Source organism: Streptococcus rifensis, from assembly GCF_053203525.1.
The window spans coordinates 22,653-35,098 of sequence record NZ_JBRUCW010000017.1 but is presented as its reverse complement, the minus strand read 5'-3'; the positions used below and the strand labels follow the sequence as shown (position 1 = coordinate 35,098).

General features: G+C 40.3%; 13 protein-coding genes and 1 riboswitch. Of the genes, 4 read left to right on the top strand and 9 right to left on the bottom strand.

The window, feature by feature from the left end:
* Position 1 precedes the first annotated feature (1 nt).
* Positions 2-514, bottom strand: a complete 513-nt coding sequence (locus ACVRYP_RS09685) for a QueT transporter family protein (RefSeq protein ID WP_447468510.1) — start codon at positions 512-514, stop codon at positions 2-4.
* A riboswitch (PreQ1 riboswitch) is annotated at positions 512-610 on the bottom strand. Its footprint overlaps the gene before it by 3 nt.
* Before the next feature lie 28 nt (positions 611-638).
* Between ACVRYP_RS09685 and ACVRYP_RS09680 the strand changes: the two genes are divergently transcribed.
* Positions 639-1,070: a GtrA family protein gene (locus ACVRYP_RS09680; protein ID WP_447468509.1), complete on the top strand. Its 432-nt coding sequence runs from the start codon at positions 639-641 to the stop codon at positions 1,068-1,070.
* 333 nt (positions 1,071-1,403) lie between these two features.
* Here ACVRYP_RS09680 and ezrA read toward each other — a convergent pair whose 3' ends face one another.
* The 8 genes from ezrA to ACVRYP_RS09640 all read right to left on the bottom strand — a co-directional run bounded on the left by ezrA (position 1,404) and on the right by ACVRYP_RS09640 (position 10,266).
* Positions 1,404-3,128, bottom strand: a complete 1,725-nt coding sequence (ezrA, locus tag ACVRYP_RS09675) for a septation ring formation regulator EzrA (protein WP_447468508.1) — start codon at positions 3,126-3,128, stop codon at positions 1,404-1,406.
* A gap of 87 nt (positions 3,129-3,215) precedes the next feature.
* Positions 3,216-5,168, bottom strand: a complete 1,953-nt coding sequence (gene gyrB / locus ACVRYP_RS09670) for a DNA topoisomerase (ATP-hydrolyzing) subunit B (protein WP_447468507.1) — start codon at positions 5,166-5,168, stop codon at positions 3,216-3,218.
* 50 nt (positions 5,169-5,218) lie between these two features.
* A complete protein-coding gene (locus ACVRYP_RS09665) occupies positions 5,219-5,782 on the bottom strand; it encodes an HAD-IA family hydrolase (protein ID WP_447468506.1) in 564 nt (187 codons plus the stop codon).
* Positions 5,783-5,891: 109 nt separating this feature from the next.
* On the bottom strand, positions 5,892-6,437 hold the full coding sequence (locus tag ACVRYP_RS09660) for a DJ-1 family glyoxalase III (protein WP_447468520.1): 546 nt from the start codon (positions 6,435-6,437) through the stop codon (positions 5,892-5,894).
* Between the two features lie 130 nt (positions 6,438-6,567).
* Positions 6,568-7,794 (bottom strand): FtsW/RodA/SpoVE family cell cycle protein, encoded by a 1,227-nt coding sequence (locus tag ACVRYP_RS09655; RefSeq protein ID WP_447468505.1) that lies wholly within the window; start codon positions 7,792-7,794, stop codon positions 6,568-6,570.
* 138 nt (positions 7,795-7,932) lie between these two features.
* The gene (locus ACVRYP_RS09650; RefSeq protein ID WP_447468504.1) at positions 7,933-8,175 is read right to left on the bottom strand and encodes a type B 50S ribosomal protein L31; all 243 of its coding nucleotides are present in this window, start codon (positions 8,173-8,175) and stop codon (positions 7,933-7,935) included.
* A gap of 244 nt (positions 8,176-8,419) precedes the next feature.
* Positions 8,420-9,337 (bottom strand): FAD:protein FMN transferase, encoded by a 918-nt coding sequence (locus tag ACVRYP_RS09645; RefSeq protein WP_447468503.1) that lies wholly within the window; start codon positions 9,335-9,337, stop codon positions 8,420-8,422.
* Positions 9,334-10,266, bottom strand: a complete 933-nt coding sequence (locus ACVRYP_RS09640) for a DHH family phosphoesterase (RefSeq protein WP_447468502.1) — start codon at positions 10,264-10,266, stop codon at positions 9,334-9,336. Before ACVRYP_RS09640 ends, ACVRYP_RS09645 begins: the two co-directional genes overlap by 4 nt.
* Before the next feature lie 101 nt (positions 10,267-10,367).
* On the opposite strand from ACVRYP_RS09640, the gene ACVRYP_RS09635 reads away from it, so the two are divergent.
* From ACVRYP_RS09635 to ACVRYP_RS09625, 3 genes are all read left to right on the top strand, one after another.
* On the top strand, positions 10,368-10,811 hold the full coding sequence (locus ACVRYP_RS09635; protein ID WP_447468501.1) for a flavodoxin: 444 nt from the start codon (positions 10,368-10,370) through the stop codon (positions 10,809-10,811).
* A 221-nt stretch (positions 10,812-11,032) separates the two neighbouring features.
* The gene (locus ACVRYP_RS09630) at positions 11,033-11,803 is read left to right on the top strand and encodes a TraX family protein (protein WP_447468500.1); all 771 of its coding nucleotides are present in this window, start codon (positions 11,033-11,035) and stop codon (positions 11,801-11,803) included.
* A 26-nt stretch (positions 11,804-11,829) separates the two neighbouring features.
* The gene (locus ACVRYP_RS09625) at positions 11,830-12,435 is read left to right on the top strand and encodes a TlpA family protein disulfide reductase (RefSeq protein WP_447468499.1); all 606 of its coding nucleotides are present in this window, start codon (positions 11,830-11,832) and stop codon (positions 12,433-12,435) included.
* Positions 12,436-12,446: the final 11 nt, after the last annotated feature.

The following is a 12,446-nucleotide window of genomic DNA, read 5'->3' as shown; positions in this document are numbered from 1 at the left end:
ATTACAGACGCAAGTCAATCCGCTTACTTAATTTATCCATGATAATACCGCCAATAAGCAATGAAGCAAACTCTCCAACCCCAGTTGTTACCCAGGTAAAAAAGAAGGGGCTATCGTAAAGGAATTTCAATTCCAGTGCAATAGTGAGCATACTGAGAGAAAAGAAAATGGCAAAGTATAAAAAAGCTTTGTTAATGAGACCGTTAAAGAGATAGTCTTTCATATAGCGTTCAAATAGATAAACTCCCAAGGTTAAGAAAACTAACGTTGAAAGTCCTCCCACAATCATATCAATCCAGCCAAATCCGATAAAATTTGCTATCATACAGCCTATTGTTACACCGACAATATACTTTTTATTGTAAAAGGCTGTGAAGTTCATCATCTCAGACAAACGAAATTGATAGGCTCCATACGATATTGCATTAAGGGGCGGTGTAATGGTTAAGGCAATATAGATAGCTGCAACCATAGCAATTTGTGCGAGATCTCGTGCAGTCCATTTTTGAGTCATTTTGTTCTCCTTTGGCGGCTAAACCGCTTGTAATATGCTTGACTAAAGGTAGGAAGTGTCAAGGGTTGTCAAAAACAACTTTATAAGTATAGCATAATTTTTCGAAAAATGGTAGACTGATACTATGAAAAAAATCTTAAATCACGAAGTATTATCCTATCTCTTTTTTGGCGTTCTGACAACCCTAGTCTATTTTGTGACTCGATTCATCGTCTTTTCTCTGACCAAGGAGTCGCTCTTTGCTGCTTTTGTAGCCAATATCACCGCGATTTTGTTCGCCTTTGTCACCAACGATCGTTTTGTTTTTAAACAAGCAAGACAAGGATGGATGAAACGTCTCGTTAAATTCTTTATTGCTCGTCTTTCAACACTTGGTATCGACCTCTTGCTAACCTATCTTTTGACAAAAGCCTTTCCGGGAGTCATTGGCCAGTTTGTGTCCCACGACCCTAAAAAAATTGACCTAATCGTCTCATTAATCAGTCAGGTATTTTTCGTCATTTTAAATTATGTCCTCAGTAAACTTCTTGTCTTTAAAGACAGTGCTCCTCAGTAAAAAGGCTAGCTGTACACGTGCTCGCTTTTTTTGTTATTCTATTTGAAAAAAGTCTGGTTGTTTAGAGGTGGAAAGAGTTCCTTTCAATAAAATAAAATCCTCCTGTTCACTCGCCTTGGACCGAAATTAAAATAGTCTATTCTCCGTCTATCAAACCTCTCAACCTCTGTATCAAGAACTTTGTACTAAATCAATTAATAGAGTCTGGACTGCCTCCACTGTCTCTTTCATTTTAATCTATTTTTTTCATCCCTTCATTCACAAAACGATAAACATTAAAAATAGAGTCTGGAAGATTCCAAACTCTATTTTAGTTACTTTAGTATCTAATTATTAGAAAGTGATGCTCTCACGTGTACGTTGGTAGGACTTTACAAAGCGTTCTGTAACACCAGGCTCAACATTTTCAAGAGCAGTTGAGATTGTTGCAAAGGATGAGCCATAATCAAAATGTCTTTCAAAAGAAGCTAAAGCATCATCAAAAGCGGTCTGAATATTAGGATCCTGTGACCGATAACGATTCGAATACTGGAGTAATTGCTCCGTTAAGCTAGCATCTTGAACAATCTGATACGTTTCTGCTTCCAGTTCGTCCATAGCTATTTGAGCCAAATCTAATTGACGTTTGATAGCTTCCATATCAATGCGCTCCGGTTCGAGAGCTTCCATCAAACTCTCAACCTTATCACTCGTTGTAAAGAAAAGAGTCATAAAGGATTTTGGAATTCCCGGAAGGTTTCGTTTTTCCATATACCGTTTAATAGTATGGAGTTTATTCACAAACGAACCTGCCTGTTGACGAGCGTTAGCTTCCTGGGTTTCTTGCGCATTGAGATACTCTGCCAAGCCAATCTGATCCTCTTCGATATCCGAAAGTTGCAGTTTAGCAGCTTTGAAGCTCTCTAAAATGTCAGAATAAGGAATATCTGGTTGGTTCATCCGTTCAATCTTATAGTGAACATCTGCTTTCAATTCTTCAAAGCTATTCTTAACCGTTTGGATTTGACCTAACTTACTATCTGAGAGGAAGAAGGCCTGACGAAGACGCTCAACCTCTGATTGCAATGTGTCTTGACTTGATTGAATATGATTGAGATAATCTGGCAGAATCTTAGACAGTTTAGCAACTTCTTGTTTCGCTTCAATTTCTTTTGTAAAGATTTGATAGAGGTTATCAATCTCATCTTGTATACGCTCATTTTCAGCATCCGCTTGATCTAATTCAAAGTCAACTGTTGTATTCAGATTATCCTTGATTGCTGAACGGATGTCTTGAAGGCGGACCTCAATGTTTTCTTCAGGGAATTGGTAATTTTCTTCTAACAGTTTTTTATAGCCAGACTGGAGGTCTTCCAATTGTTCCGGCATGGTTGTTACAAGTTTTTCAATCAAACCTGGAACCCGATCCATAATCTGTTTGAGCGCAATCATGTGCTCTTCTGTCTTATCAAGGATTGCTGACGCTTCAATAGGATCTCCGGAAGTATTTAAGGTGACAAACTCTGAAAACTCCGATTCAATATGCTTGAATTGTTTCTGCAGTTCAGGCAAGGTTGATCCATAGCTTGCTTCATTTTCAGCAAGTGTCTGTTGCAACCCATCAAATAAATCAAGTGCATGATGAACACGTCCACTGTTTTTTTCTTCTTGAGTTTTGAGATCAGACATAGCCTGTCGAATTTCCTCGATGTCATGACTTACTAGATTAATCTGACTATCGATATTCTCAATGGCATTTTTAGCTTTCAAAAATCGAAACGATTGATTAAAGCCTTCTGTTTCAAAAATCTGATTCTCAATATCTGCAAAAGAATTAAGTGAGAGGTCAACCCATTTTTGATTCCACTCTCGAAAAGCAACCTGACTTTGACCAATTAAGTGCATGTTTTTCACTTCTTCAATTTCATCATTGACTGGAAGATTGAAGAGAGCTTCTTTACGCTCTTCTAACTGATCTAGCAAGGTTTCATTCCGCTTTCTCGCTAAAATACTCAATACATAAGCAAGGATAATAATGGTGACTATCACAATGATAATAATGATTGCGCCACTAGACATATAAATCTCCTTTTATTCTATTTTGATAGAAAACCTGCCCTATTATACCATATTATAAGACAGATTGCACCCCCATTTAAGAGACTTTTAAATGTCAAGGGTTGAATAAACAGCATTTTCTTCGATAAATTCACGACGAGGCTCTACTTTATCCCCCATCAACATGTCAAAAATCCGGTCTGCTTCTGCAGCATCATCCACAGTCACACGTGCCATCAGGCGTTTTTCAGGATCCATCGTAGTTTCCCAAAGTTGATGGTCATCCATCTCACCAAGACCTTTATAGCGTTGGATGGTTGGTTTTGAACGCCCCTGACTGTATTCTGCTAAGGCAGCCTCCAACTCTTGTTCTTGATTAGCTCCTGGTTGAATATAAGCCTTGATTTCTGATCCAACCTTCACCCCATAAATAGGTGGTTGAGCAATATAAACATAACCTGCTTCCAACACTGGACGCATATAGCGGTAAATAAGCGTCAAAAGAAGGGTACGGATGTGCGCGCCATCGACATCGGCATCCGTCATGATAACCAGTTTTTTATAACGTGTTTTTGAAACATCAAATTCTGCGCCAAAACCAGTTCCCATGGCTGTGAAGAGACTTCGAATTTCCTCATTGGCTAAAATTTTATCCATTGTCGCTTTTTCGACATTCAAAATCTTTCCACGAATCGGTAAGATAGCCTGAAATTCACGGTTACGACCTGATTTAGCTGATCCACCAGCAGAATCCCCCTCAACGATAAAGAGTTCGGTTTCGTTGGGGTCATTAGATGCACAGTCAGCTAACTTACCGGGCAAATTGGAAATTTCGAGTCCTGACTTTTTACGCGTAACTTCACGCGCTCTTTTAGCTGCAATTCGAGCCTTGCTGGCTAGAATCCCTTTTTCAACAATACGACGTGCAATTTGAGGGTTTTCCAATAGGAAATCTGAAAATGCTTCTGAGAACAAGCGATTCGTAATCTTAACGACTTCGCTATTTCCCAATTTTGTTTTCGTTTGCCCTTCAAACTGTGGATTCGGATGCTTGACTGAGATAACCGCTGTCAGACCTTCTCGGACATCCTCTCCGGTCAGATTGTCCTCATTTTCTTTGAGAATTTTGTTTTTCTTAGCATAGTCATTGATGACACGGGTCAAGGCAGTCCGAAAACCTTGCTCATGCGTCCCACCTTCATGTGTGTGAATATTATTGGCAAAAGAAAGAAGATTCTCCTGGTAGGCCGTCGTATACTGCATCGCTACTTCGACGATAATATCATCCATCTCACCTTCTGTGAAAATGGGCGTATCAAATATGGCTTCCTTGTTAGCATTTAAATGCTCAACATAGCTAGAAATCCCACCTTCATAGTGATATTCCTTGGTCTGCTCTTTATCAGCGCGCTTGTCTGTAATGGAAATTCGTAAGCCACGATTCAAGAAAGCGAGCTCTTGCACCCGTTTGTCAAGTTTGTCAAAATCATATTCTGTGGTTTCTGTAAAGATTTCAGGGTCTGGATTGAAGTGAACAGTGGTTCCATGACGATCCGTTTCTCCGATAATCCTCAAGTCATCTACTACTACCCCTTGACGGTATTCCTGATAGTGGATTTGACCATTTTTGTAGACATGAACTTCTAGTTGTGTCGATAAGGCGTTAACAACGGAAGATCCCACTCCGTGGAGACCCCCAGAAACTTTATAACCGCCACCGCCAAACTTTCCACCAGCATGAAGGATAGTAAAGACTGTTTCAACTGCTGGGCGCCCTGTTTTTTCCTGAATATCGACTGGAATTCCACGTCCATCATCCACAACGGTAATCGAGTTGTCTTTTTCAATAAAAACATCGATTGCTGTCGCAAAACCTGCCAAGGCTTCGTCAATCGAATTGTCAACAATCTCCCATACCAAGTGGTGGAGACCTTCTTTTGAAGTTGAGCCAATGTACATCCCAGGACGTAAGCGCACGGCTTCTAAGCCTTCAAGGACCTGAATCTGGCTAGCATCGTAATTTTCAGCTAGTTCTTCTAAATTTTTAATATCTTCTGTCATTTTTCCTATTCCTAAAGCCTTTTAAGCTCATCTTTATGTCTGTCTCAATTCTATTCAAGAATAGCTTGCAAGCTACTTTGTCCATCAAAATGATAGACTGCCATTCCTGCTACTCGTCCAGCTTCTAGGTCAATCTCACGATCACCAATAACTAAAGCATTCGTCATCTCGTATTTATCCTTAAGGTATAAAAGTGCTGACGGATCAGGCTTTCTTGGAAAACCACTATCCCCTGTGACCACTTCTTCAAAGAGGTGATCGATTCCAGCTATGGCTAAAATATCTAAGACTTGATTATTGCGGTGAGACCACAAAAAATTTCGACCTCCTGAAGAAACAATTTGCTCCAGAACCTGTCTGACACCCTTAAAAAGGATTGGCGTTTCTAAAGCTATTCCTTCATGGAATTTGTAATGCTCTAAGAATCCCGGTAAACCCGCTGCATAGCGAGAAATGGCGTCATCCGTTGAAATCTTCAAGGCTGCATACACCTCATCATGAGATGGAGCAGGACGACCATACTCTTCTAATGTTTCACAAAAAGCTTTGGCCGATATCTCATAATTATCTAAGAGTGTACCACCTAAATCCCAAATGTAATCATGATAGTCCATAGTCTTTATTATAGCATATTTTCTGAAAATATTAAAGCCTTAAACAACTTGTCAGACAAGCAATTTAAGGCGTTTTCAGCTCTCGTTTAGATGAAAAATCCTCAGAGTTTTAACTAAATAATGAATCATAAATCATGGCATTACTCAGCTTTTTAGAGTTACCTCCTAGGATATCCACTAAATGATAGGCAAAAGCCAGACTGACCCCAGCTCCTTGGGCCGTAATGATACGACCATCTTGAACAAGAAGATCCTTAACATGCTCTCCAGTAGCAATCTCCTCTTCTACTCCTGGATAGCAGGTATACCGTTTATCGTTTAAAAGGCCAGCTCTCCCGAGCACCTTTGGCGCTGCACAAATGGCGCCAAGCCATTTCCCAGCTTGATCTGCCTCCTGAAGAGCCTTGATCAAGGCATCATTATCACGTAAATGATCGGCACCTGGTAAACCTCCTGGCAAAATAATCATTTCATAGTCCTCTAACTGTCCCTCAAAAACCTTGTCTGCTAGAACTGTAATGTTATGAGATCCTGTAACGTCTGGAGCAAATCCTAAGATTTCAACAGGGATGTTGGCCCGTCTTAAAACATCAACTTGAGTGAGGGCTTCAATTTCCTCGAAACCTGGTGCAAGTATTACAGCTACTGTCATAATGATGACCTCCTTTTAGTATTAGTGATATGATATAGTGCCACGACATTCTTATGCACTAAGAGTTTTTTAAAATACGCTCTTTAGAACGCTTGTCCAACTGTCTACCTTCTTGTTGCTGAAGCAGTAAACCCTAGTCGATATTTTCAATGATAAAGCGATGTTTTCGGACGCCTTTACTTTGTCTTTCTTCTTGTTTTAAGGCATTTTGATAACTCATCGATAAGAGCAAGCCTATACCAATCAGATTGGAAATGATGGAGGATCCTCCTTGAGAAATAAAGGGGAGGGGAATTCCTGTTAATGGAAGAAGACCTGTTGCTGCACCGATATTTTCTAAAATATGAAATAATAACATCATGATAAATCCTGTTGAAATAAAGGTATAAAAACGATTATTGGAGGCAATAGTAATACGAATCATTCGATAAATCAACAGCATGTAAAGGCTAATAAGAATGATTCCCCCAAGGAAGCCAAAATTTTCAGCAATGACCGTAAAAATCATATCACTCTCTCGCACAGGAACATGAACATCACTAATCATGAAGCCTTTGCCCCAAAGTCCTGCGCTGCCTATTGCAATCAAACTTTGGGCCTGTTGAAAGGTTATTGTTTGGGCATTTTCAAATGGGTCTAGCCATGCGGATACACGGTTTAATTGATAAGTGTCAATGCCAAGATTATGCAGAAAAACTCTGCCTTCTTCTTGAGAAAAAACAATCACAAAGCCACCTATAAGGAGAATCCCTAAAATGATAACAGGCAAAATAATCGCCCAAGAAATGCCTGATAAGAGGACCATTCCCGCAAAAATAGCGACAAAAACCAAGGCTGTCCCCAAGTCTTTTTGGAGGTATAGTAACATTAGCACAGGAATTGTCGTTAAGATGATTTGGAAGAGAAGCCAAAAATCTTTTTTGACCGTTGCTGAATGGTGCTTTGATTGGAATCGGACGATCTGATAGGCCATCATCAAAATGTAGGAAATTTTCATAAATTCAGAAGGCTGAAAGAGACTCTGGTTATTCCATGCCACCCAGTTTTTTGAACCAGTTGCAGCGATCAAATCAGGGCTGTAAAAGACTAGGGGCAAGATCATCAGCACCAATCCTAAAAGATATAAAAAAGGAGTTGCTTTCCATAACAATTGGCGATCGAAAAACATGACTAAGGAAGCAAAAAACAATCCAACTAGAACCCATGCTCCCTGCTGAATCAGCATCTCAGCAGCCCTATCAGGATAATCTAAGTTGGTTGCGACAAAAATAGCAACCAAACCTATTAACAGTAAGAAGACTACCGGAATAATTAACTTGACATCAATCCGTTTCAAGAGTGATGTATCGTCTGATTTCATAATGTCCCTACTCCTAACTTTCCTTAAAGACTTTTTCATAAGATCTTTTAACTATTATACCAAAAAGGCCATTGTTAGTGAGATTAAAAATGTATCTAAAAAACACAGCTCTCTCGAACTGTGTTACATATAGCCTGATTATTTGATACCGTATTTTTTGTTGAAACGGTCCACACGTCCATCGGCTTGTGTGAATTTTTGACGTCCTGTGTAGAATGGGTGTGAATCAGAAGAGATTTCAACACGAACCAATGGATACTCAGCACCTTCAAATTCAACAGTCTCGTTTGTTTTCTTAGTAGAACCACTTAAGAACTGATAGCCTGTAGAAGTGTCTTGAAAGACAACTGGACGGTATTCTGGATGAATATCTTTTTTCATTTATTAAACATTTCCTTTCTGCCATAGCTCTTCTGAGCCATAGTTTGTAACTTCATTAGTTTACCAAAATATTCTCTTCTTGGCAAGCCCAAAGCCTCTTTTTTTAGTTTTTCTACCATTCTCACCGTTTGCGTTTAGAATTAATAGCTAAATCACTTTTTGATTCATTAGCCAAACATCAATACCCCTTGGATACACTAATCAATCAGTTGCTGTGTCGTGTGAGGACGAGTCAAGTCACTTTTTAAAAACTTTTATAAATGCTTCCGTCTTGCATGATTGCAATGGCTTCAATGTTGGGCTGAAGCGCGACTTCTCCCATGATAGCAGGCAGAGACTTCCCAAACAATCGTGTCGTCCAAATTTCACAATCAACAGACCGTTTGGATATGATGGTTAGACTTGACAAGTCGGATTGAACGGGATACCCTGTTTCAGATGAGAAAATATGGTGATAGGTTTCACCATCAATGGTCAATGTTCGCTCATAAATTCCTGAGGTGACAACCGATTGATCTCTGATGGGTATAATAAGACTGTTAGTTCCACGAGCTTTCTCAGGATTTTGAATCCCAATGCGCCAATAGCCATCCTCTTGATGGGGAGCTTTTCCCATGGTTAACACATTGCCACCAAGGTTAATGAGGGCAGCTGACACTCCGACTTCTTTCAAATACGCTAAGAGCTTGTCAGCAATATACCCCTTTGCTAGAGCTCCCAAATCTATCTTCATGTCCTTTTTCAGGAGATAAACAGATTGCTTTCCATCATCTAATTGAATCTGGTTTGGGTCAATAAGTTTTAGAACCTGACTAATCTCCTCATGACTTGGTTTCTTGGCATCTTGAAATCCAATTCGCCAAAGCTGAATAAGGGGACCAATGGCGATGTTAAGGTTCGAGCCAGGAGCGCAAGAATGGTCTTTACCCAGTTTTATCAACTCATAAAGGTCTGGATGAACCGTAACCGCTCTCTGGCCAGCGCAATCATTGACGACCATCAATTCTGAATCCGGTCGATTTGCCGAAAAACGCCTTTCATAAAGATAAAGTAGCCGCTCAACCTCTGCTAGAATCGGTTGAGGCCGTTGATGGAAAATCATAACATCGATGACCGTCCCCATGAGTCTTACTTGTAATTTCTGAGCCTGATATTGGGTCATCTTGGGGCAACCAAAGCTTGTAATTCTTGATAAATCAGGTCATTTTCTTCTAAGCTATAGGAGTTAGCCCCAGAGGCTAAGGGGTGTCCACCTCCTGCATGCTCCTTGGCAATCTGGTTAATCGGCATGAACTTACTGCGCATGCGAACACGGTAGATCCCTGATTCTTGCTCGACAAAGATAGCCCAGACCTTGACATCTTCAATCTGACCAGGAGCAGATACAATGGCTGAGGTTTCAGCATCCGTTAGGTCATATTTCTTGAGGATATCCTGAGTCAGCACGACACGAGTAGCCCCATTTTCGTCCATCTCAAGGTTGTCATAGACATAGCCTTGCAACTTAGCAATTTTATAGGAAAAAGAGTCCATCTGCCGTGACAAAGCTGCTGCGTCAAAATTATAACGGCGAAGTTTGCTGGCCACGTCAAATGTTGTAGCCGTTGTCGCTGGATAAAGAAAACGCCCTGTATCCCCGACAATTCCCGCGTACAGCAACTTTGCCGTGTAAGCATCTAAATCCAAGTCATTTTCAAAGGCAAAATGAGCCACCAACTCTGACGCTGAACTAGCATTCGTATCAACTAGGGCAATATCACCATAAGGATCCTCATTTGGATGATGGTCGATTTTAATCAGATAATCTCCTTGAGTATAGCGTTGGTCATCAATTCTTGCCATATTAGCAGTATCTGTAACAATAACCAAAGCTCCTTGGTAAAGATTGTCCGGTACCACATTCATTTTAGCCAACCAAGATAGGCTTGGCTCATCTTCCCCTGTCACAAGGATTGTTTTTTCAGGAAAATTGCGCTGCAATAATTTTTGCAATCCGACCTGGCTACCTAGGGCATCTGGGTCTGGCTTGAGATGACGGTGAATGATGATGGTGTCATAACGCTTAACTTTGTTTAAGATTTCTTTATTCATAGCTTGTAAACTCCTTATACCTCATTGTATCACAAAGATTTTCCTTTGAAAAATAGAAAAATATGGTATAATGTGAGATATCTTATTTTTGGGAGGATCACATGTCTTTAGCGAAAATTGTCTACGCCAGTATGACAGGAAATACTGAGGAAATTGCAGACATCGTTGCTAATAAATTAGAAGACCTCGGAGTAGATGTCGAAACCAATGAATGCACTACCGTCGATGCGGATGATTTTTTAGATGCTGATTTGGTCATTGTTGCGACTTATACTTATGGAGATGGCGAATTGCCTGACGAGATCGTTGATTTTTATGAAGACCTCCTCCAGCTTGACCTGTCAGGAAAAATCTATGGCGTCTGTGGGTCTGGTGATACCTTTTACGATGATTTTTGCAAATCGGTTGACGAATTTGAAACAGCCTTTGAAACAGCTGGCGCAACCAGAGGGGCTTCTGCTGTGAAGGTTGATCTTGCTGCTGAGGATGATGATATTATTAATCTTGAAGACTTTGCTCAAACTTTAGCTGAAAAAGTCCTTTAATCCATCGAGAACATTTTGGCTTATTATCATGATTCAATAACAAAGAAGCTGGCATTCCCTAGCTTCTTTCTCTACTCTTAGAAAATCAACTCTTTATAACTATCATCTTGTTACCTCCATGTCTAAACCAAGGCAGTGTAATAAGCATCTAAAATCCCGTGCTAATCTGCTATTGGCTTTAGACCAACTATCACATCTTCTGATGAAAGGTAAAACAACTAATGACAAAAACCAGTCGAGGACTTTCCTCCATCACCTTGAGAAGCATTGCTATGTTGGCTATGGTTATTGACCATACGGCTGGCACCTTTTTCCCAGACATTTTATGGCTTCGCTATATTGGTAGAATTGCCTTTCCGATCTTTGCCTTCTTATTGGTTGAAGGGTATGTCCATACTAAGAAATTTTCCCATTATTTGCTCCGTCTACTGGGGTTAGCCATTTTAACAGATATTCCATTTAACCTGATGTTAAATCAGTCTTGGGACTATGTTCCTTTCCAAAACGTTATCTGGACATTTGTCATCGGTTTAGCATCGATTTGGGCTATTGACAACAGTAAAGGAAAAATTCCTCGAGCTGCCTGGTACCTAGCGACTCTTGTCGTGATTCTGGTTAGCACCTTTTTAGCGGACTGGTTAGAAACAGACTACCACAGCCTAGGTATTCTCATGATTTTAGGGTTTTATTTCTTCAGAGGAAATACCGTGCAAAATCGCAGCGGGCAATTTAGCATTATGCTACTGGCCAATGTTATCCTTCCTAATCTGAATACACTGACGCTTATTGGTTATGAGAATCTCCCTCTCTACTGGGATTATTATGGTTTTGAACTCGTTCATCCTCAAATTTTTGCACTGCTAGCTCTTCCTATCATTTGGCTATATAGTGGTCAACAAGGCTACCATTCAAAAGCTGGTCAAGTCTTTAACTACCTCTTCTATCCAATACATATGCTCGTTATCGGGTTGCTAGCTATGAGCATTATTTAAAATGAAGAAAAAATTTGGAGTCTATCATGTCCACCTTAAAAAAACTAGGCTTATCTTTCCTAATCATTTTTCCATTAACCTTAGGAATTGTCTTTTTCTTAAAACAGCGAGACGCTAAGCCATCACTACAAGCAACCAATCCATCAGTAAATACTACTTCTAGCACTACGGATGCTAGCAAGACTACCCAAACAACCGATCCAAATCTACTAGACCAAAGCCTTCCTAATTTTACTTTGACGACTCCTGAGGGTAAGGTTATATCTAACCAATCCTTTGCGGGCAAACCTATGCTTTATATGGAATGGGCCAGCTGGTGTCCCCATTGCCAAGAGCAACTGCCAGTCATTCAAAAGCTCTATAATACCTACGGAGATCGGGTTAACTTTGTTCTAGCCAATGCGACTGGCTCCAGAGGCGAAACCTTGGATGATGCCAAAAGCTACATGGACAACCATCACTATACTGTACCCTGGTATAGCGACACAAAACTCAAGGCTGCCAACACCTTAGGCATCACGTCCTTACCAACTATCTTGATTATCGATCAGAACCAATCCCTACTGAACCGCTTTGACGGTGCACAGGAAGAAGCGGATTTGACCAAGTTGCTGGACAGTCTGATACCATAAAAAGGAGCGAA